Source organism: Pseudomonas sp. MD330_10, from assembly GCF_042610415.1.
Taxonomy (GTDB): Bacteria; Pseudomonadota; Gammaproteobacteria; order Pseudomonadales; family Pseudomonadaceae; genus Aquipseudomonas; species Aquipseudomonas rhodesiae.
This window is the reverse complement of the sequence record NZ_JBHGZU010000003.1, coordinates 292,357-318,307: the sequence shown is the minus strand read 5'-3', so window position 1 is coordinate 318,307 and position 25,951 is coordinate 292,357. Positions and strand designations below refer to the sequence as shown.

Annotated in this window: 28 protein-coding genes and 3 pseudogenes; 25 read left to right on the top strand and 6 right to left on the bottom strand. The window is 57.5% G+C overall.

The window, feature by feature from the left end:
• The 16 genes from ACFZPT_RS06900 (at position 1) to ACFZPT_RS06825 (ending at position 15,848) form a co-directional block, all read left to right on the top strand.
• The gene (locus ACFZPT_RS06900; protein WP_379555036.1) at positions 1 to 381 is read left to right on the top strand and encodes a phage tail assembly chaperone; all 381 of its coding nucleotides are present in this window, start codon (positions 1 to 3) and stop codon (positions 379 to 381) included.
• Positions 378 to 701 (top strand): DUF1799 domain-containing protein, encoded by a 324-nt coding sequence (locus ACFZPT_RS06895; RefSeq protein WP_379556198.1) that lies wholly within the window; start codon positions 378 to 380, stop codon positions 699 to 701. The genes ACFZPT_RS06900 and ACFZPT_RS06895 overlap by 4 nt, the downstream gene beginning before the upstream one ends.
• 27 nt (positions 702 to 728) lie before the next feature.
• Positions 729 to 3,785 (top strand): phage tail tape measure protein, encoded by a 3,057-nt coding sequence (locus tag ACFZPT_RS06890; RefSeq protein ID WP_379555037.1) that lies wholly within the window; start codon positions 729 to 731, stop codon positions 3,783 to 3,785.
• Positions 3,785 to 4,123: a phage tail protein gene (locus ACFZPT_RS06885; protein ID WP_024075282.1), complete on the top strand. Its 339-nt coding sequence runs from the start codon at positions 3,785 to 3,787 to the stop codon at positions 4,121 to 4,123. Before ACFZPT_RS06890 ends, ACFZPT_RS06885 begins: the two co-directional genes overlap by 1 nt.
• An 11-nt stretch (positions 4,124 to 4,134) precedes the next feature.
• Positions 4,135 to 4,887 carry a phage minor tail protein L gene (locus ACFZPT_RS06880; protein WP_379555038.1) on the top strand — a complete coding sequence of 251 codons (753 nt, stop codon included), beginning with the start codon at positions 4,135 to 4,137 and terminating at the stop codon, positions 4,885 to 4,887.
• A gap of 2 nt (positions 4,888 to 4,889) precedes the next feature.
• Positions 4,890 to 5,654 (top strand): C40 family peptidase, encoded by a 765-nt coding sequence (locus ACFZPT_RS06875; RefSeq protein ID WP_379555040.1) that lies wholly within the window; start codon positions 4,890 to 4,892, stop codon positions 5,652 to 5,654.
• 185 nt (positions 5,655 to 5,839) lie between these two features.
• The gene (locus ACFZPT_RS06870) at positions 5,840 to 6,265 is read left to right on the top strand and encodes a hypothetical protein (RefSeq protein WP_181079773.1); all 426 of its coding nucleotides are present in this window, start codon (positions 5,840 to 5,842) and stop codon (positions 6,263 to 6,265) included.
• Between the two features lie 154 nt (positions 6,266 to 6,419).
• Entirely contained in the window at positions 6,420 to 6,770 is a 351-nt protein-coding gene (locus tag ACFZPT_RS06865) for a hypothetical protein (RefSeq protein ID WP_379555041.1), read from the top strand.
• A gap of 60 nt (positions 6,771 to 6,830) precedes the next feature.
• The gene (locus ACFZPT_RS06860; protein WP_379555042.1) at positions 6,831 to 7,442 is read left to right on the top strand and encodes a tail assembly protein; all 612 of its coding nucleotides are present in this window, start codon (positions 6,831 to 6,833) and stop codon (positions 7,440 to 7,442) included.
• A 59-nt stretch (positions 7,443 to 7,501) separates the two neighbouring features.
• Positions 7,502 to 11,362, top strand: a complete 3,861-nt coding sequence (locus ACFZPT_RS06855) for a DUF1983 domain-containing protein (RefSeq protein WP_379555043.1) — start codon at positions 7,502 to 7,504, stop codon at positions 11,360 to 11,362.
• Positions 11,363 to 11,668: 306 nt separating this feature from the next.
• Positions 11,669 to 12,547, top strand: coding sequence for a hypothetical protein (locus ACFZPT_RS06850; RefSeq protein ID WP_286800721.1), 879 nt, complete (start codon positions 11,669 to 11,671; stop codon positions 12,545 to 12,547).
• A 39-nt stretch (positions 12,548 to 12,586) separates the two neighbouring features.
• Positions 12,587 to 13,327, top strand: coding sequence for a hypothetical protein (locus tag ACFZPT_RS06845; protein WP_379555044.1), 741 nt, complete (start codon positions 12,587 to 12,589; stop codon positions 13,325 to 13,327).
• A gap of 2 nt (positions 13,328 to 13,329) precedes the next feature.
• Complete coding sequence (locus ACFZPT_RS06840) at positions 13,330 to 13,881, top strand: tail fiber assembly protein (RefSeq protein ID WP_379555046.1); 552 nt, start codon at positions 13,330 to 13,332, stop codon at positions 13,879 to 13,881.
• Positions 13,882 to 13,937: 56 nt separating this feature from the next.
• Positions 13,938 to 14,471 carry a glycoside hydrolase family 19 protein gene (locus tag ACFZPT_RS06835; protein ID WP_286800726.1) on the top strand — a complete coding sequence of 178 codons (534 nt, stop codon included), beginning with the start codon at positions 13,938 to 13,940 and terminating at the stop codon, positions 14,469 to 14,471.
• Positions 14,468 to 14,986 (top strand): lysis system i-spanin subunit Rz, encoded by a 519-nt coding sequence (locus ACFZPT_RS06830; RefSeq protein WP_286800728.1) that lies wholly within the window; start codon positions 14,468 to 14,470, stop codon positions 14,984 to 14,986. Before ACFZPT_RS06835 ends, ACFZPT_RS06830 begins: the two co-directional genes overlap by 4 nt.
• A gap of 67 nt (positions 14,987 to 15,053) precedes the next feature.
• On the top strand, positions 15,054 to 15,848 hold the full coding sequence (locus ACFZPT_RS06825) for a DNA adenine methylase (protein ID WP_181081220.1): 795 nt from the start codon (positions 15,054 to 15,056) through the stop codon (positions 15,846 to 15,848).
• Here ACFZPT_RS06825 and ACFZPT_RS06820 read toward each other — a convergent pair.
• Positions 15,845 to 16,525: an SOS response-associated peptidase family protein gene (locus ACFZPT_RS06820; protein WP_379555047.1), complete on the bottom strand. Its 681-nt coding sequence runs from the start codon at positions 16,523 to 16,525 to the stop codon at positions 15,845 to 15,847. The genes ACFZPT_RS06825 and ACFZPT_RS06820 overlap by 4 nt on opposite strands.
• An 83-nt stretch (positions 16,526 to 16,608) precedes the next feature.
• Here ACFZPT_RS06820 and ACFZPT_RS06815 point away from each other — a divergent pair, with 83 nt between their 5' ends.
• Positions 16,609 to 16,818: a hypothetical protein gene (locus ACFZPT_RS06815; protein ID WP_379555048.1), complete on the top strand. Its 210-nt coding sequence runs from the start codon at positions 16,609 to 16,611 to the stop codon at positions 16,816 to 16,818.
• Here the strand turns inward: ACFZPT_RS06815 and ACFZPT_RS06810 are convergent.
• Positions 16,797 to 17,522, bottom strand: a complete 726-nt coding sequence (locus ACFZPT_RS06810; RefSeq protein ID WP_286800734.1) for a hypothetical protein — start codon at positions 17,520 to 17,522, stop codon at positions 16,797 to 16,799. The genes ACFZPT_RS06815 and ACFZPT_RS06810 overlap by 22 nt on opposite strands.
• Positions 17,523 to 17,608: 86 nt before the next feature.
• Positions 17,609 to 17,818: a hypothetical protein gene (locus ACFZPT_RS06805; protein WP_034097568.1), complete on the bottom strand. Its 210-nt coding sequence runs from the start codon at positions 17,816 to 17,818 to the stop codon at positions 17,609 to 17,611.
• 512 nt (positions 17,819 to 18,330) lie between these two features.
• Here ACFZPT_RS06805 and ACFZPT_RS06800 point away from each other — a divergent pair.
• Positions 18,331 to 18,885: pseudogene (locus tag ACFZPT_RS06800) on the top strand (integrase arm-type DNA-binding domain-containing protein); the annotation flags it as partial.
• 42 nt (positions 18,886 to 18,927) lie between these two features.
• Here ACFZPT_RS06800 and ACFZPT_RS06795 read toward each other — a convergent pair.
• Positions 18,928 to 19,151: pseudogene (locus ACFZPT_RS06795) on the bottom strand (transposase); the annotation flags it as partial.
• Positions 19,152 to 19,381: 230 nt separating this feature from the next.
• Between ACFZPT_RS06795 and ACFZPT_RS06790 the strand changes: the two are divergent.
• The 3 genes from ACFZPT_RS06790 (at position 19,382) to ACFZPT_RS06780 (ending at position 21,275) form a co-directional block, all read left to right on the top strand.
• Complete coding sequence (locus ACFZPT_RS06790; protein WP_232925122.1) at positions 19,382 to 19,855, top strand: hypothetical protein; 474 nt, start codon at positions 19,382 to 19,384, stop codon at positions 19,853 to 19,855.
• A gap of 65 nt (positions 19,856 to 19,920) precedes the next feature.
• Positions 19,921 to 20,442, top strand: a complete 522-nt coding sequence (locus ACFZPT_RS06785; RefSeq protein WP_034113573.1) for a DUF2846 domain-containing protein — start codon at positions 19,921 to 19,923, stop codon at positions 20,440 to 20,442.
• 212 nt (positions 20,443 to 20,654) lie between these two features.
• The gene (locus ACFZPT_RS06780) at positions 20,655 to 21,275 is read left to right on the top strand and encodes a hypothetical protein (protein WP_256593227.1); all 621 of its coding nucleotides are present in this window, start codon (positions 20,655 to 20,657) and stop codon (positions 21,273 to 21,275) included.
• Between the two features lie 284 nt (positions 21,276 to 21,559).
• Here the strand turns inward: ACFZPT_RS06780 and ACFZPT_RS06775 are convergent.
• A pseudogene (locus ACFZPT_RS06775) lies at positions 21,560 to 21,845 on the bottom strand (DNA cytosine methyltransferase); the annotation flags it as partial.
• A gap of 257 nt (positions 21,846 to 22,102) precedes the next feature.
• On the opposite strand from ACFZPT_RS06775, the gene ACFZPT_RS06770 reads away from it, so the two are divergent.
• From ACFZPT_RS06770 to ACFZPT_RS06755, 4 genes are all read left to right on the top strand, one after another.
• Complete coding sequence (locus ACFZPT_RS06770; RefSeq protein ID WP_034113578.1) at positions 22,103 to 22,483, top strand: hypothetical protein; 381 nt, start codon at positions 22,103 to 22,105, stop codon at positions 22,481 to 22,483.
• A 121-nt stretch (positions 22,484 to 22,604) separates the two neighbouring features.
• Complete coding sequence (locus ACFZPT_RS06765; RefSeq protein WP_034113580.1) at positions 22,605 to 22,931, top strand: DUF2388 domain-containing protein; 327 nt, start codon at positions 22,605 to 22,607, stop codon at positions 22,929 to 22,931.
• A gap of 122 nt (positions 22,932 to 23,053) precedes the next feature.
• Complete coding sequence (locus ACFZPT_RS06760; RefSeq protein WP_034113582.1) at positions 23,054 to 23,656, top strand: hypothetical protein; 603 nt, start codon at positions 23,054 to 23,056, stop codon at positions 23,654 to 23,656.
• 22 nt (positions 23,657 to 23,678) lie between these two features.
• On the top strand, positions 23,679 to 24,020 hold the full coding sequence (locus tag ACFZPT_RS06755) for a hypothetical protein (protein WP_236238698.1): 342 nt from the start codon (positions 23,679 to 23,681) through the stop codon (positions 24,018 to 24,020).
• Positions 24,021 to 24,128: 108 nt separating this feature from the next.
• On the opposite strand, the gene dld is transcribed toward ACFZPT_RS06755, so the two are convergent.
• Entirely contained in the window at positions 24,129 to 25,883 is a 1,755-nt protein-coding gene (gene dld / locus ACFZPT_RS06750; protein WP_034113584.1) for a D-lactate dehydrogenase, read from the bottom strand.
• Between the last annotated feature and the right edge of the window lie 68 nt (positions 25,884 to 25,951).

The window sequence follows — 25,951 nt, the reverse complement described above, 5'->3', positions numbered from 1 at the left end:
ATGGCGAAATTCAAGATTGCCCAGGCGCCGACGTTTCTGGGCGCGGTGATGATCCCCGTCGTTGGCCAGGAGCCAGTGAAGGTTGAATTCACGTTCAAGTATCGAAACCGTATCGAATTGGCAGCCCTGTTCGATGAGTGGAATCAGCGGCGCAAGGACGGCCAAGAGCGCTTTGGTGAAAAGCCAACGGTATCGGAAATTATTGCCGTGGATACCGAAAACCAGATGCAGCAGATCAAGGATCTGGTCGTAGGCTGGGAGTTCGACGACAAGTTCGATGACGAGAGCATCAAGGCCTTGGTGACTTCGTGTCATGGGGCGACCGAGGCCGTCGTGGATGCGTACCAGGCAGCTTTCGCCAAGGCTCGCACGGGAAACTGATCCGCGCCGCCCGCGCCCTGTATGAGTCCCCGCCGGATGCCGAGCAGATCGCGGCTTTCGGCTGGGACGCAGAGGACATGGAAGAAGAGTTCGAGGTTTGGCCGTGCCTTTGGTCTGCCTTCCTCCTATTCAACCGGATGTCCACCCAGTGGCGAGCAGGCGCCGGCGGCGCGATTGGCCTCGACTACAGCAGCATCCGCGACGTGGCCGGTTTTCTCGGCATCAAGAAAAAGAAACTCGCTGACATCTTCCCTGACCTTCAGGTCCTGGAAGGCGAAGCCCTGCGCGTTATGGCGGAGGAAAGGGAAAACAGCCCGTAACCACGGGCACTTATTCAAGGTGAGTCGATGAACATTGCAGAACTCGGCGTCAAGATCGACTCGGCCGATGCAATCCAGGCGAAAACGAGCCTGGATGAAATGGCGAAGGCTGGCGGCCGGGCCGAGCAGTCCGCCGTTTCGCTGATGAACGAAATGCAGGCCCTGGAAAAGTCGCTGTCCACCAGCGCCAAAACCACCCAGGACCTGGCTAAGCAGCGTGAAGCGCTAACCAAGCTGACCAAGACCGGCGCCTATGGCGAGGCCGAAGCGGCGAAGATATCCGCTCAGCTCGATAAGCAGCAGGTGGCCCTGGCCAAGTCTGCGATGGATGAGCAGAAAGCCTTGAACAGCTTGCTGGGGGCGATTGACCCGGCCCGCGCCGCACTGGCAAAGCTGGACAACCAGGTCGAGCAATTGGGCAAGCATCTCGACGAAGGGCGAATCAGCCAGGACCAGTACAACAGCGCCCTGAGCAAGATCGACAAGGATTACGGAAAGCTCGAGAAGACCACCACCGGTTTCGACAAGCTTCGCCTTGGCACCCGCCAGGCACAGGAAAACGTCGTACAGCTTGGTAACGCGCTGTCGTCGGGCGACTGGGGTAGCGGAGTTCGCGCGGTAGCTCAGTTGGGCGCAGGCGCCGGTGCAGGTGCTGCCGGGTTGCTTGCCATCTTGGCGCCTCTGGCCCTGGCTACCGCAGCCGTCGGCGGCCTGGCCTACGCCTACCACAAGGGCAGCGAAGAGCAGGGCAATTACGACAAGTCGCTGATCCTTACTGGCAATTATGCCGGGGTGAGCGCGGGGCAGTTGGGTGACATGGCGCGCCAGGTAGGCGCAACTGTAGGCACCACCGGCGAAGCTGCCGACGTTCTAGAAATGTTAGCGGGCAAAGGGAAGATCGCCGGCGAGAGTTTCGCCAGCATCGCCCAGGCCGCCGTATCGATGCGGGAAGCTACCGGCAAGGCTGTAGGCGATACGGTCTCCGAGTTCGTCAAGTTGGCAGACGAGCCGGTCAAGGCTTCCGCGGCGCTGAACGAGCAGTATCACTACTTAACCGCCTCGGTTTTCTCTCAGATCGCCGCTCTGGAAGAGCAGCGCGATCACGCCGGCGCCGTGAAGCTGGCCACCGAGTCCTATGCCGACGCCATCAACGAGCGCACGCCGAAGATCCTGGAGAACCTCAGTTTCTGGGAGAAAGGTTACAACGCAGTCGCACGGGCCGCCGACAGCCTCAAGAATATCGGCCGCCCGGACATCGGCGCCGGTATCGAACAGGCCCGCCGAGACCTGGCAAGTGCGCAGTCCGGCGACGTTGGTCTGTTCCAAAACAAGCAGGAGATGATTGATCTCTATCAAAACCGCTTGAATATGCTTGAGGACCAGAAGGCGGCACAGGCTGAAATTGCAAAGCTGGAAGGCGATCAGGCAAAGGCCCAACAAGCCGCCATCACCTCAATGCAAAAGGTTGACGCTCTCACCAAGTCCTCGTGGACGAATGAGCAAAAACGCGCCGACGCTCTCAAGGACTACAAAAAACAACTCGACGATATCCGCAAGGTAGCGCCGAACGATCCTCGCCTGGCTCAGGCAACGGTCGACAAAAACATCGCTAACATCAATGACAAGTTCAAAGACCCGAAAGCTACTGGTACTCAGGTCGATCTGACCAGCTTCAACAACGCCAAGAACGACCTGGCGTCCATCACCGACACGTACAAAAATTATCAGAAGGAACTGGAAGCCTTACAGAGGGCTGGTCTGCTTTCCGAGGAAGATTACCTGCTGCGGCGCCAGGCCCTGATCGGCAATGAGTTGGACCAGGTGACGGAAGCCTACGAGGCTGAAATTGCAGCGCTGGAGGCCGCCAAGGGCAAGAAGACAACGTCGGCTGCGCAGAGCATCCAGCTCGACCAGAAGATCGCCGACGCGCGCGCGGGGATGGCTAAGGCGCAGAAGGATGCTGACAGCCAGCTTGAAGTGCTTGCAACCAATGAGACCGGTCGACTTGCCAAACAGGAGCGGGCGATCAGTTCGTATGTACAGGCGCTGGGTCAGCAACAGCGCGCGTTGGAGCTTGCGGGGCAGCGTGCCGTATTGGGCGTTGGCCAGGGCGATCGCCGGAACGCATTGAGCGGACAGCTGAACAGCCAGCAAGACAGGTTTGCTCAGCAGTCGCTGGAGCTTGCCAACCAGAAGTCCGACCCGTCGCGCAACATGTCTGAGGAAGAGTTTAAACGGAAGTCGCAGGCGCTCGCAGACGCGAACAAGGCCGCCACCGACCAGATCCGGCAAAATTATGCGGATGTGGAGAATGCCCAGGGCGACTGGACGAAGGGTGCGACAGCTGCCTGGGACGACTACCTTGATTCGGCACGCAATATTGCCGGCCAGACAAAGAGCCTGTTTGGCAAGGCCTTTGGGTCCATGGAAGACTCGATCACCAACTTCGTTTTGACTGGTAAGGCGTCCTTCGGCGACTTCACCAAGTCGATCTTGGCCGACATGGCACGTATCGCTACCCGCCAGGCCAGCTCGGCGCTGCTGGGCAGTCTGGTCGGTGCGGCGGCGAGTTACTTCGGTGGTAGTGCTGCTGGTGGAGGCAACGGGCTGGCGGCGGGATCTGCAGGAGCAACGTCCTCTAACTTGGGCGCTTCCGCAGCCGGCTACTCCAGTTCCTACTTTCCGCAGGCAACGGGCGGCGCCTGGTCCGGCGGCGTGCAAATGTTTGCCGACGGGGGGGCGTTCACTAACTCCATTGTCAGCAAGCCAACTGCTTTTGGTATGGCCAACGGCAAGACTGGAGTGATGGGTGAGGCTGGTGCCGAGGCAATCATGCCGCTGACCCGGACATCGAGCGGCAAGCTCGGGGTTATGGCCATGGGCGGCGGCGGGACTGGCGGAACACAGATCAATGTCGAGGTGCACATCGATGGTGAGGGCAACGCCTCGTCCTCGGCTGATGCTCCTGGCTATGACCTGTTCGGCAAGGAACTGGCGACGTTCGTGGAGCAGAAGTACCAGGAACTGCGCTCGAGGGACATGCGCCAGGGCGGCGTCATCAACAACGCAATTAAGGGGCGATGATGGCTATCGAACGATTCACCTGGGCGACGGAAAAGGGCGCGGAGGGCGATATTACCCAGCGCGTCCGCTCCAAGCAGTTTGGCGATGGCTACGAGCAGTCGGTCGAGGATGGCCTCAATAACCGGTCGCAATCATGGCCGGTGACCTTCACCGGTTTGAAGGGACGTATCAAGGACATCATGGCCTTCCTCGACCGGCACAAAGGGGCGAAGGGCTTCCTCTGGGAGCCGCCCCTGGGTGAGCTTGGCCTCTACAAGTGCAACGGCTACAAGCCAGTGCACCGCGGCGGCCAGGTCTACGCCATCACCGCGACCTTCCAGCAAACCTTTCATCCCTGAGATAACTGCCCATGGCACTGATCACGGACATCCAGAAACTGGAGCCCGGCGGCGAGATTCGCCTGTTCGAAATTGACGGTACCGAATACGGCGCCGATTACCTGCGCTTCCACGGTCATGCCATTCCGCACACGCCCGAGGAATTGCTGGCCTACGAAGGTTCCGAAGAGGATCTGCCCGCCAAGTCGATTATCTGGCAGGGCCAGGAGTACGCGGCCTGGCCGGTGCAGATTGAGGGGATCTCTTCGAGCAGCGACGGAACCGCCTCTCGGCCTACCTTCGCCGCGGGCAACGTGAATGGACGGGTTACAGCTTTGTGCCTGGCCTTCGAGGACATGCTCAAGTTCAAGCTGACAGTCCGCGAGACTCTGGCCCAGTACCTTGATGCGGCCAACTTCTCCGAGGGCAACCCCACCGCAGACCCGACTCAAGAGGCGCTGGAGATCTGGTACATCGACCAGAAAACCAGTGAAGACGGCGAGGCCGTCGTCTGGGAGCTGTCCTCTCCGGGCGAGATCGATAACCACGGCCTGCCCGGGCGGCAGATGACCACGTTCTGCCATTGGGCCATGACCAATGGTTACCGGGGGCCGGACTGCGGCTATACCGGCGTGGCCATGTTCGACGACGAGGACAACCCCACGGATGACCCGGCCAAGGATCAGTGCAAAGGCTGTCTGTCGTCGTGCAAATTGCGCTTCGGCGAGAACAACGAACTCTCCTTCGGTGGCTTCCCTGCCGTTTCCCTCATAGCCCGGAGCTGACCATGCGCAAACACATCATTGCGTCCATCCAGGCGCACGCGGCGGCGGAATATCCGCGCGAGTGCTGCGGCCTGCTACTGGCCGTCGGGCGAGCGCAGAAGTATTACCCGTGCCGGAACATCGCCACGGATCCGAACGAAGAGTTCAGACTCGATCCCGAGGACTACGCCGCGGCGGAAGACTTGGGCGAAGTGATCGGCATCGTTCACTCGCATCCGGACGCCACCTGCAGGCCGTCACCGCATGACTTGGCCATGTGCGAAGCCACGGCGTTGCCCTGGCACATTTTGTCGTGGCCCGAAGGCGACGTGCGCACGATCACGCCAACCGGCAGCACGCCGCTACTCAAGCGCCCGTTCGTGCACGGCGCCTGGGACTGCTGGCAGGTTTGCGCTGATTGGTATGCCCGAGAGTGGGGTCTGGAATTCGAAGCCTTCCAGCGCACCGATGGCTGGTGGGAAAGCGCGGGTAACGCAAGCCTCTACGAGCAGAACTACGAGGCCGCCGGCTTCATGCGTGTCGACATGCCACAACGCGGCGACATGATCGTTATGCAGGTCGGCCGGACAGCCCATCCGAACCACGCTGGCATATACCTTGGCGCCGATCCATCGTTGCCTGGCGAGGAATCTTGCGTTGTCGGCCCAGGTCCGTTCCTGCTGCACCACCTATACGGCAGGCCGTCAGAAATTATCGTCTACGGCGGACCCTGGCATGACAGGACGCGCCTGATCCTCAGGCACAAAGACGCGAAACAATCAACATGACGCGGCAGCGCCACCCGGTTGCCACTGGCATTCCATCCACGCTGACCGCTAGGACAGCGGGTAGACTACTTGAAGATGCGAGGGAACTTTTTCTTGCGATAATGTCAATTTGACATGTGTCTGTGCAGCTCGCCAGGGATGCCGACGATGCCGGTCGGATTTCCGGCAAACCAAGGAAGAAAACGATGAAATTGATTTTTGTAGTACTGCTGATGATTAGCGGCTACGCCTTTGCCGGCTGCGCCACCATTGGTGATTCGGACCAGCGCGCTTATTGCAGAGCTAAGGAGGGCAGTGGTACTTGCGGTTCGATCAGTAATCGGGACCTGCGTCATGCCTGCAATGCGGAAACGAACGGAGGTAGCTGCAATAGCATTGATGATCACGATCAGCGCTATTTATGTAATGCAAGAACCAACCATGGTAGCTGCAGTTCGATCAACGATAGGGACTTGCGTCGTGCCTGCAATGCGGAAACGAACGGAGGCAGTTGTAATAGCATTGATGATCACGATCAGCGCTATTTATGTAATGCCAAAACCAATAACGGTACTTGCGGTCCAATCAACGATAGGGACTTGCGTGCGCAATGTGAAGCATTGAAACATTGATTGAAGATCACGAGAGCGGTCTTGGTGCACGAACAATATAAAATACGACCTCTAATACATCAGTTTTCAGCAGCGACGATGCATTGGAAAAGTCACTTTGAGAGATTTCGACGTCGGAAATGCTACAGTCCCGCCAAATCAAAGAGGGAACGACATGCGAATTTTGATAGCGGCTGTAGCGGTGGCGATGCTGGCGGGGTGTATGGCGCCAACCATGAACGAGGCTCGCCAATCCGGCCCGTACAAGGTGTTCACTTCCAAAAAAACGGACGCCGCGCTGGCTAAATGTATCCAGTACGAATGGCAGAACCAGTCGATCTTCGGCGGTACGCCTGGCGCAACTCTTCAGCCTGGTCGCGATACTGGTTACACCGTGTTCACCGAGGGGTCCCAGTACTTCGTTGACATCCAGCCTAAAGGCTCGGGGGCCGAAGCGAAGTATTACGTGGTGGTCGGAAACTGGATTGCGAATAAGCGATTGGCCGCGCTGCAAGGCTGCCTATAGTCCGCACCACTTCATCAAAGGCTCGCTCGGCGGGCCTTTTTATTGCCTGGAGAAAAGCACATGGAGGCACTTGCCATCAATTATCAGCCCATGACTACGATCCTGCTTTACGGTCAACTTCGACAGTTTGGCCGATCCTTCCGCATGGCAGTGAAGTCGCCCGCAGAAGCGATCAAGGCGCTGTGCGTGCAGATCCCCGGATTTGAACGCTTCCTGTCGAACGCCAAATCCCGAGGGATTGAGTTTGCCGTATTCCGAGGAAGGACGAATCTGGCAGAAAAGGAGCTTGGGTTTGCGGGCGGCGGCGATATTCGAATTGCTCCGATCATAACCGGCAGCAAGCGAGGCGGTGCGCTGCAAACAATCATCGGCGCTGTGCTGATCGTTGTCGGCCTTGTCATCACCGGGGGCACATTCGGCGCCGGCGCCCCCTTCGGCTCAGCTCTGATCATGATGGGCGGATCGATGGTGCTGGGCGGCGTGATCCAAATGCTCAGCCCCCAAGCTGGCGGCCTTAAAACTAGCGCCGCGCCGGGGAACACACCCGGCTACGCCTTCGGCAGCGCCAAAAACACCACCGCATCCGGTAACCCGGTCCCGCTGTGCTATGGCAAGCGCCGGGTGGGCGGCGCAATCATCAGCGCCGCGATCTACGCCGAAGACCAAATGTAGCCAACATTCGTAGCACCGCAGCCGCCCCCGAGGCGGTTTTTTATTGCCTGGAGAAAAGCATGGGCGCAGCACAGAAGCTCGATATTTACGGCGCCAAGGGTGGCTCCGAGAAGCCAAAAACGCCCACCGAGGCCCCTGACAGCCTGCGCTCTATCGCCATTGCCAAAATGCTAATCGCTATCGGTGAAGGAGAATTCGAAGGCACGCCTACCGCGCGCGATATCTTTCTCGACAACACCCCGCTGCAAGATCCCCAGGGAAACATGAACTTCCCGAACGTGAAGTGGGAGTGGCGCACCGGAGCGGTGGATCAGAGCTATATCCAGGGCATCCCCTCGATCGAGAACGAGACCACGATCAGTACCGAGCTGCACAGCGGGACGCCATGGGTTCGCGCTATCAACAACACGCAGCTCTCTGCTGTTCGCGTGCGCTTCGCCTGGCCGGCACTTCAGTCTGTGGACGCCAGCGGCAACATTAACGGTTACCGGATTGAGTACAAAGTTGAGTTGGCCACCGACGGCGGCGCCTACCAACAGGTGCTCAGTGAAGCGGTCGACGGCAAGACCACCAGCCTTTACGAGCGCACCCGCCGCATTGATCTTCCCAAAGCAACAACCGGTTGGTTGATGCGTATCACGCGGCTGACCATCAACCAGAACAACAACAAAATCTCCGACACGATGCAGATCTCAGGCTTCACTGAGGTCATCGATGCGAAGGTTCGATACCCAAACACCGCGCTGCTCTACATTGAGTTCTCCGCCGAGCAGTTCCGCAGTATCCCGGCCGTGACCGTCGAGACAAGGCTGAAAAAGATGCAGATACCGAGCAACTATGACCCGGTGTCACGCACCTACTCGGGCGTTTGGGACGGCACATTCAAGCAGGCTTGGACCGATAACGCAGTCTGGATGACCTACGACATTACAACCGGAGACCGCTTCGGCCTCGGCCGTCGCATCAAGCCGTGGATGGTGGACAAGTGGGAGCTGTATCGCATCTCGCAGTACTGCGACCAACTGGTGCCGGACGGGAAGGGTGGCCAGGAGCCGCGCTTCATCTGCAACCTGAACCTGCAGAGCAAGGCTGACGCCTGGTCGCTACTACGCGATATCTCGACCATTTACCGGGGTATGACCTATTGGGCCCAAGGCCAGGTTTTCACCTTGGCGGATATGCCGCGCGCCACCGACTTCGACTTCGCCTACACCAAGGCGAACGTCATCGATGGCAAGTTCACCTACTCCAGCGCATCGGAGCGCACCCGGTACACCAGAGCGCTGATCAGCTACGACAACCCACTGAACAACTACGACACAGACGTCACGGCGGTGACCGACCAGAAGCTGCAGCGCCGCTACGGCGACAATCCGCTGGAGATCAGTGCCATCGGCTGTACCCGCGAATCCGAGGCCCAGCGCCGAGGTAAGTGGGCGCTGCTCACCAACTCCAAGGACCGGGCCGTTACCTTCAAGGTCGGCCTGGACGGGCGTATCCCGCTGCCTGGCTACGTAATTCCTATCGCGGACGAACTGCTGGCTGGGCGCCCCGTGGGTGGGCGTATCTCCGCAGTGAATGGCAAGGTCATCACGCTGGACCGCGATACTCAGGCCAAGCCCGGTGACCGGCTGATCCTCAACCTGCCAGACGGCAAGTGCGAGGGGCGAACCGTGCAGTTGGTCAGCGGCCGGCAGGTCACCGTTACCGTTGCCTACTCCGTTCCGCCCGAGCGCGAACTGGTGTGGGCGCTGGATGCTGACGACCTTGCCATCCCGCTTTATCGCGTGGTCAGCGTGGCGCGGCCGGAGCCTGGCGTGTTCGAGATCTCGGCAGTTCAGTACGATCCGAGCAAATTCGCTCACATCGACACTGGCGCGCGCTTGGAAGAGCGACCCATCAGCGTGATCCCGATCACCGTGGTTCCGGCGCCGGCAAGCGTCACGCTGACGTCGAGCTATGCCGTGAACCAGGGTATCGCCATCAGCACCATGAACATTTCATGGCCAGCCGTTACCGGTGCCGTCGCGTACGACGTGGAGTGGCGCAAGGACAACGGGAACTGGATCAAGGTGCAGCGCACGGGCTCAACGAGTGTAGACATCACCGGCATCTACTCGGGCGCCTATCTGGCCCGGGTGCGTGCGGTAAGCGCGTTCGACATCTCGTCGGTGTGGAAAAACTCCGTCCTCACCGACCTGCAAGGGAAGGTTGGCCTGCCGCCGGCGGTGTCATTCCTGACAACGACCAGCCTGGTATATGGCATCGGTATCCAGTGGGGATTTCCACCAGGTGCCGAAGACGCCCAGCGGACGGAACTTTGGTACAGCCAATCGGCGGACCTGACGACTGCGATCAAGCTGAGCGACCTCAGCTATCCGCAAGCCTCGCATGAGATGCACGGCCTGCTTGCCGGTGCGAGCCTGTTCTTCTGGGCGCGCCTGGTAGATCGAACCGGTAACGTCGGCCCGTTTTTCCCGGTGCCCGGCGCCGTCAATGGCCAGGCCAGTTCGAAGCAGAGCGATTATGAGGCGTACTACGCCGATAAGATCGGCAAGGGGGCGCTGTATCAGAGCTTGCGCGAAGAGATCGAACTGATTTCTGGTAATGGGCCAGGCTCTGTAAATGAGCGCCTTGAGGAAGCCAAGCAGGAACTGGAAGACCTGATCCAGCAAGTGACCGATGCGCTCGCTTACGACCCGGCCAAGCCCTATCTTAAGGGCGATATAGTCCGGCTTGATCAACGTCTCTACCAAGCAAAAGGCCCGGTGCCCGTGGGAGAGGCGCCGCCCGACGCAGACTATTGGACCGATATCGGAACCATCCTGGAAACAGCGAACGCGCTGGCATCCCAGGTGCAGATCATCGAGACGAAGATCGAGGAGCTCGACGGCCAGATCGTGGCTACTGCTACCTCGGTGGAGGCGTTGCGCTCCGCCGCTCGTGGTGGTGACGGCGCCGGCGAACTTGCTGACGCGATCAAAGGGTGGACGTCCACGGCAGATCTTGCCGTTGAGCGTAAAACCCGAGGTAGTGAAAACGACGCGATGGCCCAGCAACTGCTGACCCTGGGCGCCCAGGTAGGCGACAACAAGTCGTCGCTGACCGTCCTGCAGCAGGTGGTTGCCAGCAACCGCGAGACGTCGGCAGCGCAGGTCGCCCAGTTGAAGAGCGATCTGTCTGCGGTCGATCAGAAGGCGACCGGCAATGCTCAGTCGATCACGAGCCTCAACACTCAAGTCACCAACCTGGACGGGAAGATCGCATCTCAGGCGTCGAGCAATGAGGCGCTTCGTGCTTCTGTCCGCGGTGACATCGGATCAGGCGAGCTGGCGGGAGCCATTAAGGCCTGGGAGTCAACCGCAGCCATCAGCACAGAGAAGAAGGTGCGAGCGTCTGAACTCGAGGCGCAGGCCAAGGTTTCGGAAACGCTGCAGTCGAGCATCGGGCAGACGAGTGCTTCAGTGCAATCGGTGAGCGAGACAGTGGTGCAGCTCAACGGCAAGGTGCTGGCTCAGACGACCATGAAGGCCCAGACAATTGTCGATGGCCGGAGGGTTGTATCAGGCCTGGCCTTTGGTGCGAACGGGGACCAGTCGGAGTTTTTGATCTTCGCTCAGCGGTTCGCCGTCGTGAATGAGATAAGCGGAAAAGTTGATCCGATGTTTGTAATTGAGAACGGCCAAGCCATCTTCAATACCGCAATCATCAGCAAGGCGTTTATCGAGCAGATAATTCTCGGAATGAGCCTTAGGTCCGCGGCTGTAGACGCCTACGGAAATCCATTGATTGAGTTGAATATGGCAACAGGCTCGTTCGCCCTTCGCGGAGTCAAGGATGGCAATACATCGGTTCTGAATAGTAGCGGTATCAAATTCACTTATTCCAACGGTATTGATGGAATTGACTTGAGTCTTTGATATGGTCGGATTGGTAATTAGGGATAAGAACACCGGCGTTGTCAAAATCGACATGACAACTTTCATTAGCCAGACAATGGGCTTTGTGGAGACCAATGGTCAGAACGGAGCTATTCAAATACCTGCCCCACCGGTGAGTCGATCATTGTTCTTCACGGTCACACCGCTTGTGGACTTGCAGATGGATAAGGGCAAGCGGCCCGGCGTTGCTTTAGATGGCACTTCCCTATCTTGGGTCTATTCATACAATACGGCAGGGTGGGGTTTCTTCTCCGCGAATTGCCGAATTTACTATGGGTATTACTAATGTCTAACGCCAAACTTGTTGCCCGAAAACCTGACGGCTCATTGCTATACGATACGGGGAATATAAGTTATGGTTTGGTGAAAAGCGGATTTCTATTTTTTAACTCAAATTGGAGACGTTGGATCCTCAAAGGCATTAATGTGGATCCGAACTTGGCTAGCAGCTGGACGGAATCTGGCTTGCCGGGGGATGATCAATTCGGTTTTACAATTGAAAACCCACAATCCCCCATTGTTTTCCTTGTGGGAAGAGGGACCGCTACAGGTGTGGTAGTGTCAGGAAGCGCAAAATCATTTCTGTATGCTGGAGCTAGTGCTGCAACCAAGTATTACTGCTTTGACTTGATGAGGAACGATAGCTTACCCAGCCCCTGGCTAAAAACTAAATCCAAAGACTCCGGCCAAATTACCTTCAATTCCAATCAAAACCCAATGAATGTTGTTGCTTCAATACGCGCACCTGATCCTGGCCCATTGGATAGGTTTGGAAGGCCGGCTTACACATATCTGGGGGGGCGGAACGAAAGAATAGCATTTCAATCGCGAGCCGGTTCCGCAATTGCCCACAGCTTAGTTGATATTAATTTAGATGCAGGTACCGAGTACGCCGCCTTTCTGCCTTGGAATAGGTCGTGCGGTATTATCGACGCTAGCCCGCAGGCGGGTGGGGGCGCACCGTTGGTATACGGGCTAACTGAAGGTGCGTTTGGAAGAGTGGGCGGAATCAGTTTCTTTTTCGCCCCACCAGGTAGGACCACTGAAGATTATTGGCCGACAACGAACACTGGCGTTGGCTATTCCTTTTTGAATCTGCCAACAGCCCGGTACCCATCAGCCTTGGTAATCAAAACCGAAGGGCTTCCATTTCCTTTTAATTGAATTAGCAGATTTCCTGCGCATACTGCTTTGGGAGTAACTATGGCTTCTTGGTTTTCAGAAGGTAGCGTCACCGTTACCAATGGCAGCGCCACTGTAACTGGTGCTGGTACGAAGTTTTCCAGTTGCCGATCGGGCGACATGTTCGTCGGACCGGATAACGGCATCTATCAAGTGATCAATCCGTCGAGCGATACATCCGTATCGATCTCACCGGCTTATCGTGGAGCAACCGCTGCTGGCGCGTCATACGGCATCGTGCCGGTAAATGGTTACCCAAAGGCCTTGGCGGATGCGGTCAACGTGCTGGTTCAGCAGTGGGGGGCCACGCTCGCCGGACTTGGGCCGGTGGCGAGCATGACTACTGTCCCTGTTGCAAATGGTGGCACTGGGGCAACCTCGGCCGCGGCCGCGCGTGCGAATCTTGGGTTGGGAACGGCGGCGCTGAAGTCAGTGGGTAGTGCTGCGGGGAACATCCAGGACGTTAGCTCGCCAGCCCCCATGGTGGGTAACTCCGCATTTATCGAGCAAGGCAGTCACTTCATTAACTACGGGGACAGCACGACGGTGGTGCCCGCAGGCGGTGCTTACTGGGCGGGCGTCCGCGCTCAGTACCCTTTCCAAAACTGCGCTATGGATCTCGTTGCGCAAGTGGTTACGGGAAACAGCATGAACTTGATGTTCCGGACCGTCGCACCAAGTGGGGCGGGCGACCCGTGGCGCAAGATTTACCACGACGGCAACACCACCCGTGCCCAAGACGGCACCCTCAAGGCGATTTAATCATGGCAAGAGCAGCAATCAATATCGTGGGCGCTACTGGCGCAATGTTCGACCTGACCTCGCTTGGCGGGATCGACGTGGGCAGTTACCGTAAGGACATGGGTGTGTACTGCGTGACCGGTGCGCTGGGCATGGTTCCATTTCCACCTTTGGACCAGGGCTGGGGCTTCTCGCTGCACCCGTCGGAAAACCAGGCACTCGTTGCTACGTCGTTCTCCGACGGGCTGTTAACCATCACAGTCACGATGGATGGCCAGCCGTATGATCTGAAAACAATGATCACGCTGCACATCCTTGTGCCGGACCTGGAGGCAATTGTCGTTCCGCCGCCGGCTGCTGACCCTTTGGTGGAGGCGCAGACCGAAATCAATCGCTTGCGCGCTGCCGCCGACTACGCGATCGCACCTCTTCAGGACGCGGTCGATGTCGACGAAGCGACCGATGCCGACCTGGCCGCACTGAAGGCCTGGAAGAAGTACCGCGTGGCACTCAGCCGCGTTCCCGACCAAGCGGATTACCCTCAATCGATCGAATGGCCTGATGTTCCTGCGTAACTGCTGAAGCCGCCCACCAGCCGCCTTGTGCGGTTTTTTTTCGTCTGGAGAAAGCCATGGCTATCACCGAGCAGCAGTTGCTGCAGATACTCCCAAACGCCGGCCGCAATGCCGGCGTTTTTGCTCCTGTGTTGAATGCGGCCATGGGCCGGCACGCGATCGTGATCCCGCTGCGCATCGCCGCATTCATCGCCCAGGTCGGGCATGAGTCGGGCCAGTTGCGATACGTGCGAGAGATTTGGGGGCCGACGAAGCAACAGGCCGGGTACGAAGGTCGTGCCGATCTGGGCAACACCGTGAAGGGAGACGGCTCCAAGTTCCGCGGGCGTGGCCTGATCCAGGTCACCGGGCGCGCCAACTATGCCGCGTGCGGCGAGGCCCTGGGCCTGGACCTGATCAACAAGCCTGAATTGCTTGAGCTGCCCCAGCACGCCGCCATGTCAGCGGCCTGGTTCTGGTCGACCAAGGGCTTGAACACGCTGGCGGATCAGGGGCAGTTCGCGAAGATCACCCGGCGGATCAATGGTGGGCTGACCGGCCAGGACGACCGACAGGCGCTGTACGACAAAGCGCTGAAGGTGCTGGCATGACGCCGGTGCAGAAGCTGGCTGGCCTGGTGCTGCTGGTATTGGTGCTAATGGCTGGCGCCGCGGGCGTGACCTGGCAGGTGCAGGACTGGCGGATGGGCAAGAAGCTATCCGAGCAGGCCGGCCTGCATCAAGAAGATCTGACCAGGATCAGCATGGCCGCTGCCGCCCAGGCCCGCGCTGATCAGAGCAAGCGACTGGCCACCGAGCAACAGCTCGCCATCCAGGACCAACAACACACCAAGGAATTATCCGATGTCCAACGTACCCAAGCTGCTCTGCGCGATCGCCTTGCCACTGCTGATGTGCGGCTGTCAGTCCTTGTCGACGCAGCGGATACAGCCAGTGGCTGCAACATGCCTACCGCCGCCGGCGCCGTCGGCGTGGTTCATGCAACGCGTCGAGCCCAACTTGACCCAGCGCATGCTCAACGAATTATCGCCATCACCGATGCCGGCGACCAAGGATTGATCGCGCTGCGGGCGTGCCAGGCGTATGTCAGGGCCATTGCGCCCTGACATAGATTCCCGGTCGCAAAAATTAGCATGACCCCAACAAACACCCACTTTGCAAAGGATTGCAAAAATGACAAACCCAATTGTTCCATGGATGGGCGGCAAGCGTCGCTTGGCTGATCGCCTTATTCCTCTGTTCCCACCGCACGAATGCTACGTTGAAGTGTTTGCTGGTGGTGCTGCGCTTTACTTCATGCGCCCTCAGGCCGCCCCGGTCGAAGTTCTCAACGATATCAATGGCGACCTGGTGACGTTGTACCGGGTTGTGCAGAACCACATGGAGGAGTTCGTACGCCAATTCAAATGGGCCCTGAGCTCGCGCCAAGTGTTTGAGTGGCAGAAAATGACCCGACCGGAAACCCTCACCGATATCCAGCGAGCTGCCCGTTTTTTCTACTTGCAGCACCATGCCTTCGCCGGGAAGGTCAGCGGCCAGACCTTCGGCACTGCCACTACGGGCCCGGCTATTAATCTGTTGCGGATCGAAGAGAACCTTTCCGCAGCCTGGCAGCGCCTCTCCGGAACCTATGTCGAAAACTTAGGATGGCTCGAATGCGCCGAACGCTACGACCGGCCCCACACCTTCCACTACATGGACCCACCTTACTGGCAGACCGCGGGCTACGGGGTGGACTTTCCGTTCGAAAACTATGAGCGAATGGCCGACTTCATGCGTCGTTGCAAAGGCAAGGTCATGGTGAGTATTAACGATCATCCTGATATTCGGCGGGTGTTTGAAGGGTTCCACTTTGAAACGCTGGAAATCCGCTACAGCACCGCCAATCAGCGCCAGGGAAAAGCCGAGGTCAGCGGCGAGCTTGTGATCATGAATTGGAAACCCTCCGACCTCGGCGGGTTGTTCTAGGGTGCAGGCTGTATCAGGTTGGGCCCCTTGTTCCGGACGTTTCCCACGGCCGTATCGACCTTGAACCATTCGAAGGCCTCGGCTGGCTCGCCCTGGTGCAGTACCATCTGTTCGGCGCGCTCCTTGGGCGTGGCCGGGTCCAGCCATTCGCGGGCAAGTTCAGGATTCAGTACCACGGGCCGCCGGTCGTGGATGTCCACCATGCCGCCGGCACTGTCCGCGGTAATGATCACGAAGCCGTCATGCTCACCTGGGCCTTCCTCGGTGCTGGGCAACTGACCGATAGCCGCGCAGTAGATCGGCGCCCCGTCGCGACGGCGGATCAGGTAGGGCTGCTTCTTCGAGCCTCCTTCATCGACCCATTCAAACCAGTTATTGATCGGTGTGATTGCTCGGTGCGGCCAGATTGCACGGAAGAAAGGGCCGTGCGCCACCTTCTCGACACGGGCGTTGATCGGCGTGGCGCGGTCCTTGGCCCATTGCGGTCGCCATCCCCAGCGCACTGGATCAGCAAGTAGCAATTCGCCCTGTACATGGAGCAGGGCGACCTGGGTGGTGGGGGCGACGTTGTATCGCTCCAGGGGCAGCTCGCCAACTGAGTTGACCATGGCGTTCGGCATGCCCAGGGCCGCGACGAAGTCATGAATGCCGCTGTACTGTGAAAGGCGTCCGCACATGACTGTCTCCGCTCGTCGGGCTTGATGAACAGCCGCGCGCCGGCCGATCTCTAAAGCGTAGACACCGGAGTCGGAGATTCGTCATGACAACCGATATACAGCAGGTCAACGAGATGGAAGCGTGGCACGCGCTGCTGAACGATTCGGAGTTTGAAGCCGGCTCACCAGAATATCGTTATGAAACGCGCCTGGCCCTTGCTGACAATATGCTTGAGCGCAGGGTGATTGATTGCGCTGAATGGCGAGAGCTGGTTGAGAAGGCCGTTGCTGGTTATGCGGGCGACGTCGGCTGAGTGCCAGCTGTACTGACAAAGCCGTTACCTGCGCAGTTGCTGCAATCCTCGCGCTGTCCGAATCGGTCCAGGCAGGCATCGCATTTGGTGAACTGGGCAGAGAGGAGTAGGGGGCGGGCCTTTCGATAGCTCTCAAAATCGCGGCATTCCAAGGCAACCTGTGCGCAATCTACCAGCGCACGATAGGTGTCGGTATCGCAGATGACTGGGTAGACCTGCCCATAGATAAATTGCGCCGTCTGCACCAGATCGTATAGCTCACCAGATGGCGCGGTAAGCACCAACCCATTTATCGGCCAAGTCTGGTTGTCGTTGCGGAAAACCAAACGCAGGTCATTCTTATCGCGAAATACCTTTCCATCAAACCCATCAGCACCTGGGCCGATGGCTGAGTAATAAGTGTTGCTTCGGATGTAACCGACGCACTCCGCCGTCCCTCGTTGAATGACGTCATAGTAGCCGCCATACGTGTACCCAGCGGGCGTCGTGACCAGCTCTTCAACGGCATGCCAGTAAGCCGCGTCGGCCAGCTCATCCATCTCAAATTGTTCCATCTCATCAATTACCCCTGCCTCCAACATGTCACGAGTCTCCCACCGGCACATCGTCCGATGAGCCTCCGGGTTACCCATCCGGGACGCGTTGTCGTCGAGGATTCTCCGCCATTTGGCGAGCCATTCCTTTTTGAGTTCTGTAGGGAGCATGTGAGTGACTGCTTATTTTTACTGTATGCGTATACAGTAATCGAGGTTTGTCACTGATGCGATTCGAGGCGACGAGCTGTAAGGCATCACTCTGGCGACATCAACACCGCCAATGTGAGCTTGATGAATTCCTCATTGTGACTGAGCGTGTCCAGTGCGCCGCGTACATTCGCAGCAACCTCAGCGGAGCCGCGCTGCTCCACCCAGTTTGATAACTCCATGATCGATGCTTCGAGTGCCAGCTGATTTTCATAGAGCTTGGAAACCAGAGAGGGGAGTAGGTCTGAATTCGGCATGCTTTTTCCTCTTTTGAGTGACCAGCTTAGCAGTGGGGCTTTGGGTTGGTTTAGGTTCGGCCGGCAGGACGCCGAGGAGGGTATGCACCACCGGCATATCGGTGCAAGAAGCGCCAGATTTGATTGTCCTGTTCGCGAGAACGAAAAAGCAATTTTATGCCAATTATATGGGCCGCAACGAACTATAACTATCTGAATACATTGAGGTAAATTAGGCGTAAAATTAATGGATTGCGGACCGGAAAATAGAGCGCAAGCCCCAGCCCGCTTGATTTTGGCGCGGGACTTAAAATCCCCCGCTCGTAAGGGCGTGCCGGTTCGATTCCGGCTTCGGGCACCATCTTACATTCCACTGAGAGCTTTCGAGCTCCGTGGAAGCCTTGAAAAACCTGCCTTCTGGCGGGTTTTTTAGTTTTTGCATTCTGTCGGTTGCTGGTCCGGTTTGCTGAAATCAAGCCGTTTTAGGGGTGATTTTAGGGGTAGTAATTGGTTCGATTAAGGAGAGTACCCTTATGTCGCGCACAACTGCTCCGCTTACTGATTCTGCCTGCCGCTTAGCCAAGCCTAGGGGCGTCCCTACAAGCTGCTCGACGGTGACGGTCTGTACTTGCTTGTCCAGCCCAATGGCCGTAAAGGCTGGCGCCTCAGGTATGTAAAGCCAGATAACCGGGAAGGGCTGACCTCCCCCGGAAGCTAGCCCGTAATTGGACTAGCTGATGCGCGCAGATGGCATAGACCCTGTAGAACACAAACGCAAAGCCAAAACCAAAACCAAAACCGAAGGAGAGCTGACCCGGCTGACGCTTATGTTGTCGTTGCATGTGTTTGTTCGATCCAGTGGATTGCGTTTCTCCCGCTGGTGCGGGTTCGACCTCAAACACGGGTTGTGGGAGAGCCCGGATACGCGACCCGAGCTTCACGAGGTACGCCACTCAACACGGGGAACGAAAATGGCGGGGGATGTAAACTTCGTTCCTTTGTCACCGCAAGTTGTGGCATTGCTTGAGCAGATTCACACCCTTACCGGCACGTTCGACCTGGTTTCTGCGGGCGATGCGAAACCCTGGATGAGATTGCAAGGTGTGTTTAAAAATCCGGGGCGATTCACACAGCCAGTTCGAGCGCCCAACAGCCCACGGTCAATCCTGTTCTCAGCCCAGTTGTTGTCAATGGGGACGGCGCTGTTATCGAGTTAGAAGGACAGTCCTGCCCAGGGTTTTAAGTTACAATCGAACGCCCTGCTGATAGCCCGACCTTCGGGCACAGCGTCACGCTGGGCGATTATCCAGGCATACAACCTATCCATTACCGGCACGGCTTTTTCTTGGCGGACAATAGGCCCGAACGAGCCGCCAACGTGGGACTATGTATGCGTTTTCGGTTCGCTCGGCTGGGATCTACAAACTGCAAGATTACTGATCGGAAAAAAGACCAATGCTAGGGAAAGTCAGCAGTAAACGTCTTGTCTGGGTTACGGGCGCACTTTGCGCGGCCCTTCTGTCCGGGTGCGCTACGTCACGCTACGACGGCAGGCACGCACCGGACCCGAGTAAGGCGATCATCATGGGTTCGATTGGTGAGAGCTTTCCGATGATGCAGCCCCATGGGCTGGTGGTTGAAATCGACCAACAGGGAGCACCCGGTACCGCAATACGGCTGACGACGCTGGGCAATGAAGATGATCAGCCATCACCCTCTTTGTTGGGCCATTACTTCATGTATGAAGTGCCGCCTGGCGAGTATGAGTACACGCAGTGGCATTACGTGTATTACTCAGGAAAATCGATGCCGCGCCCTGTGCCTGCGGTTTTCTCTGTGAAGGCCGGGGAAACTCTCTATATCGGCGATCTGCGCGCCGATGCCCTGCGCTTTTGCCTGTCCAACGTGAACAACGCCGAGGACACGGTGCAGGCGCTCAAGCGTAAGTACCCGATGCTCAAGGACCGCAACATCGTGAATCTGACGCCGAAGAGCGGTTTTGCGCCTTGGCCGAGTTCTGATGCCACTGACTTCGGTAAAGGGCTGTGCAAGATCTGAATTCGGTAGCGGTGACAGTCATCCAACCCGACGGCCGTTGATCCAAGTTCAAGGAGTTCCATGCTATGAAGCGCTGTACGCTACTCTGGGTCGGCCTGTTCGCAGCCCTGGCCTCACTGACCGGCTGCATCAGCGGTCCGGACCTCAAAGGTCAACCGTTCTTCACATCACCGGCTGAACCCCGTGCGGATGAGGCCACGGTGTACTTCTATCGCACCTCGGCCAGCATCGGTAGCGGTGTGGCCCCGACCATTGAGGTCGATGGCCGCGCCATCGGCAGCTTGCCTTCCGGTAGTTTTTTCAAGGCCGGTATTCCTGCCGGCAAGCACAGCGTCACCTCCACCTCGCCACCCATCATCAGCGGTATGGTTAACCAGCGTTTCGATATCACCGTCGAAAATGGAAAGGTGTATTACATCGCCGATCAACTTAGCACCTCTGACTACACGGATGGGCAGACCTTGGGTGAAGTCGACGGCCGTCGTTTCAGTGGAACAATGTTTTACTCGCGCTACGCGCTTGTGCCTGGCGAGGAAGCGTTGCGTTCCATCAAGTGGTGCCAGGAGTTGCCGGCACCTGCACCGTAACCACGCGTAACTCATGCCCGGCCTGGCCACCACAAGCCCAGCCATCAACGTTGGGCTAACCCAGGATGAGAGCGAGTAGGCAAACCAGTATGGTTATTGCGGGGTGACGTGAGTAGTCGAAGGGCAGAGCGCGATGAGAAAGCCCTGCGATCCGTTCCAGACTGTCCAGTAATAGTGCTAACGTCTGCGCTGCACTCCTTCGAGACGGCCAGATGAATCATCAAAAATCTGCTAGCGCCACAGCAACCAATGCTGGCGGGCTCAGGGCTGCCCACCCGCCTATTTGGTATTACGGCCCCGAAATACCAATTATCGGAAACAACGGTATGGGTGTTTTTGGCTTCTCTCTTGCGCTACTTCTGCTTTTACCGGGCTACGGACTAGCGATGTACCTTTTTTCAGGGCAGGACGTCATTCATGGTGTGCAGCCTAACCACGGCGAGAGCCTCACGGCGTCATCCTTCATTCTGTTAATACTGGTCAGTGCAGTGTTCATTGGTGCGTTCTTTGCCTGGGTTGTCTCTGAGCCTCAAGTGCAGGCATTCACGTTCGACGAATACAAGCAGCTGCTGACCCTCACCATAACTCGTCGTTGTCGAAGCCCCTTTCAAGTACACGTACCGTTTAGCGAGATCATCTCCATCCGCCCTTATGTGATGACATCGTCTGCTCATGATGGACACTTTCGCGTCGCTTATCGCGGAGCGAAGGGCAAGTTTTTTGAGCATTGTGTAGGGGACGGTACTTCTCTGGAAAATATTGAGTTTCATGGTGCGTGGTTGCGTGGAATGTTAGGAGAGCGAATGTGCGAGTTGGTAGATCTCGACAAATGAAAGCAGCCTAAACCAGTCTGATATACCAGCACTACTGGTCGGCCCCATCAGGTTTTCTTAAGTCATACGGCATCCCTTGCCGGGCCATGTCCGGCAGTGGAGTAGATTGATTGAACTGCCGATCCCACCAAGTGCCGAAACAGCTACCACCCGAGGACGTAGCGATGACTGAAGAAAAGAACAAAGAGCCCGAGCAGGAAACCCCGGCGCACTCCACCGAGGAAGAGCGCAAACGCTTGAAGGACTTCAACAAGGACGGAATTCCGCCTGGTTCAAGCTGATTATCAAGCCGCGCGCGCTTGGCATTGCTCCGTGCAACACGGGTCATTGGCCCGTGCCAGCGCTGCCATCGGCGGCGGGCCAATGCCACTGCCGCACATGTGCACCAGTCTTGGTGAACGGCTTGCCGTCGGCGCCGTGGCTGATGAAGTAGTCGGCCGGGAAGCCATCGGCCTTGTACGGCTCGGACGGCTTTTGCATCTGCAGGCAGATGTCGACGATCACGTAGGGTGTGCCCTTCACCATCACGGTGCCCATGGCCAAGCGGTCCTTGGTGGCATAGGCTGGAGATGTCTACGGCGCTGGTGGTAATCCAAATCGCTCCTTGCAGTGCAAGCAAAACCCCACGCTAAGTATCGTGTGTGTTTGGGCAGATACCGTTCTCCAGGGCAATAGCAATTTGGCGTTGATTGAGTATTACGGATTACAGGCATGGAGCCGAATCAAGGAGTGATACAGATTCACTAAGCACGGTCGAGCCCCGAGCTTTTTGTTTCCATTCTCCTGAACTGATAAGATTCAGCCCCCCCTCGAATGGACTCGTTTTAATGCGCACATCCCTGATGCCGCTGGCCTTCTTGGCCATTTTCACCAGCATTTCCTTGCCCGCCCACGCTGAAACGCAAAATGACCGAGGCATCCATTGCGCGGCCTACTACGAATTGCTTTCAGTAGCGGGTGACCAACCCGATATAAGCCGCAAGCAGTCCTCAAGAGCCTTCTATGCACTGCTGGTGCATGCTGGCGATACCCCGAAAGCTCAGGATGACGTTGCGCAAAAATTGGTGGACTTGCGCAAAGAGATACCCGGGCCGATGACGCCAGCTGGCACTGCCAAGCTACGTGAAAAATATGACGCCGAATGCAGAGTCCTTCTGAAGGCCGCCTGGTGCGAAGCCTACAAAGATCCGGGTGCTTGTGGTGCGTAATGCCTTGGCGGGTAGCAGCATAGGCACCTGCCATCGAGCCCGGCGAAGTGCTGGGCTATTGTTATAGGTGTCCATCACTCTGTTAGGGTGACACCCTTTGATCGCAATGGAAGCTTCAACAATGAATTCATGGACGCCCCTGGCGATCGCCATATTGGCGCTAGTCGGTACTCAGGCAGTGGCTGCAGAAAACGCCAACCCTATCGATAAAGGGCTGATGATTACCACATTCCTACCTACCATCTTGATTGGCGGAATAACTTCGCTGACGACCGAGCCGCCCAAGACATTCAAAGCGGCCAAGACCGATGCCTTAGCCTTCATCGGTTCCGACGGCGAAATACGCGGCGCTCAGTTTGAACAAGCATCCCGGTACTACCGCTCGAAGCACACCACGCCACTTATGTCGGACATGCAGCTCGCCCAGGCTATCGCGACTTCATTCTGAAGCCGATCTTCAAGCGCGTCACGGCGCTAGACCTTTGGTTTCTAGGATGCGATTTTCATCTGTTATGCAATGCTCCTCCTTTCTTGTGGTCTCTACCCTGACTCCGCAAAAGGACAGGCTCCATGTCGATACGCGCCACCCTCTGCCTGCTGACCCTTCCGCTGTTCGCAGGCTGCCAGTATTTCCCACACACCGATTACTTCACTGCACCCGAACACGAGTCCAACCCCGCCTGGATACGCATCGTCAACTTCACTCAGCATGCCGATCTGTATCAATACCAAGACGGTAAACGTTCCGGTGGAGTAATTCGCAGTGGGCCGCTTCCGTTCATCCAGACGCGGGATGAGGGGATGCCCAAAGCAGGGCAAAACCTCACGTCGGACTACTACGAAACTCAGATCCGACCAGGCATCGAAACGCACGTTGGGATGCTCTGGGAGGGAGGTCGCACGCAATCCTGCTACGTCACGGCGAAGTTCACGCCCCAAGCTGGGCGCTTTTACCAGTTCAGGCTGACATCAGGTTCGACGGGCACTTGCACCATGTACCCGTCGCTGATCGAGCGCGACAAGGACGGAGACGGGTGGCATCTCACTCCAAATACACAAGTGACGTACAAGGGCGAAGGGCCGACGGCCAAAACTCATTACAACAACAGCCGCTTTGAGAATCCCGATTACCATCCACCTGCGGATCACTATCCCGGCGTGGATGTTTTATAAGAATATCGACGAGTACAAACTTATGTCTGCCAACACGAACACTGGGAGTCGGTCTTTGGGTGTCCGAAAGTATTGGCTGAACCGCGGCGAACGAGCATCAGAGGATCTGTTCGCATGGTCGGCTTTTGTCGCGCAAACCGAGTTCCTGTGGCAAGACATTGCTTTGGTCCAAGACGCTGTCGCTTGGCAGCGCCTTTGGTTCGAACTGGAGATAATCAACGGGCTTGCGTTGGCGCACTGGGATGAGCAGGGAAGACCCGATGACTGGTCATGCTGCTGGAACAAAAACTATCGACACGAAGCGGCCGCCTTGGCGTCTGAACTGATAGCACTGCTGTGCGTTGCAGATCCATCTGCTCCCTGACTCGCGACTCATCGAGCGACCTCGGAAGGTCTGACCACCCAACCGGCTTCGCAGGCACCTCCAATCGGATGCGCTTGCCCGCCCATGTTGCCGCCATGGTCGGCATCATCAATTGCGCATTTCCGGGTCCCGGTAGAACGCGAACTTGGAGGTGTGACCGATGCCTGGGTTGAAGCAGTTGCATGGGTCCAAGTTCACGTAGTGATTACGCAACGCTGGTTTGGCGTTATACAGATGGCCTACGTTGTGCTCGGCCGGGTATTCGGCGCCCCGGCGATCCAGCAGTTTCCACATTTTATGTTCGATGGCCATGCAGTCGTTCCCCTTTTTCACGATGTAGTCCTGGTGGAAGACATGGCAAAGGAAATGGCCGTAGTAGAGCTTGAGAATGATCGCTTCTTCGATCTCTGCCGGCAGCTGTTCGAACCAGCTACGTTCATTGCGTGGCAGGGCGATGTCCAGCGCCAGAATGTTCTCCACGGATCGGGTATGTACGGCGCGGTAGCGATTGGCTGCACCTGCAGCTGCGAAGCGATGCAGAAAGGCTTTTTCGCCTTCTTCCGGCGTGCACTCGAAGAAACTCCCGCGAGTCTTGGAGAAATAGCCCTTGAGGAAAGCTCGCGCCTCATCTGCGCCCTCGGCGGTTACTTTCAATAGGAGGTGATGCTCATATTTCTTATGGAAGTCCATCATCCGTGCCGGTAGATGACGCGGAAAGAGATGACTGGCCGCTTGCATGATGCGATCCGTCAAATGCGACGGTAGGAAAGGAATGCGATCGAAGAGCGCGTCGAACCGGGCCTTGAGTGCGAACAGCCCCGGCAGTCGCGCCGTACCGAGGTAATGGATCATCAGGAACGTATCCTTGCCGTACTTCTCGGCGATCTCAAAGGCGTCGCGGTGCAGGTATTCACCTGAAATGGGCAGGTGCTTGAACTTGGCCAGTACGGCCCTGCGAACGTCGGTCAGTTCCTCAGTCTTGTTGGTGCCGATGTAAAAGACCTGCGGGTTCTTTTCGATCGGAAAGGTGTCCAGGCGCACAGCGAATACCATGACTTTTCCGGCCGACCCTGACGATTCATAGAGTCGCTGAGGATCTGCATTAAAGCGGGCCGGGGTCGGCTCATCGATCTCACGGACGTGTTCGACATAGGCATGATCGTGGCCGACGCCTGCGTCATGAAGAACGTCGTCATCGGAAATTTTCCCCGCATCCAGGCTCGCGAGCACATCCTCCTCTGTTCCCTGGAAGCGGATGCCAAGGTGGTTCACCAAGTGCAGGCGGCCGGCTTCGTCAACACGCGCGAACACCGACATCTGGGTATAGGCCGGCCCGCGCTGCACCAGAGCACCGCCTGAATTGTTGCAGATGCCACCGAACACCGAAGCGCCGATGCAGCTTGAGCCTATGACCGAATGGGGCTCACGGCCGATGGGCTGAAGCGCGCGTTCAAGCTGGTCTAGCGTCGCGCCGGGCAAGCAGACTACCTGCTTGCCACCCTCGATCAAGTAGATGGTCTTCATGCGCGAGGTGCTGACGATGACGATGTCGCGGTCGTAGTCGTCCCCATCTGGCGTCGAGCCCCCGGTCAGCCCTGTATTGGATGCTTGTGAGATCACGATGACGTTTGCCTCGACGCACGCCTTCAGCACACGCCATTGCTCAACCAGCGACCCGGGCCGCACGACGGCCAGTGCCCGGCCTGTACCGAAGCGAAATCCCGTGCGGTAGCGGCGGGTCTTGCTTTCGCCGGTCAAAAGATGCTTCTTCCCGACGATTGCTGCGAGATTGGAAACGAGATGGCTATGATCGCTGCCAGGTTTAACAGAAGCGGCGGGCGCCCATTCGGGAACGGCAGACATAGATGATTCCTTGATTGAGTTCATCGGGCACATGTCACGCAGTGCCAGGACACTCCAGCCGGTGTCAG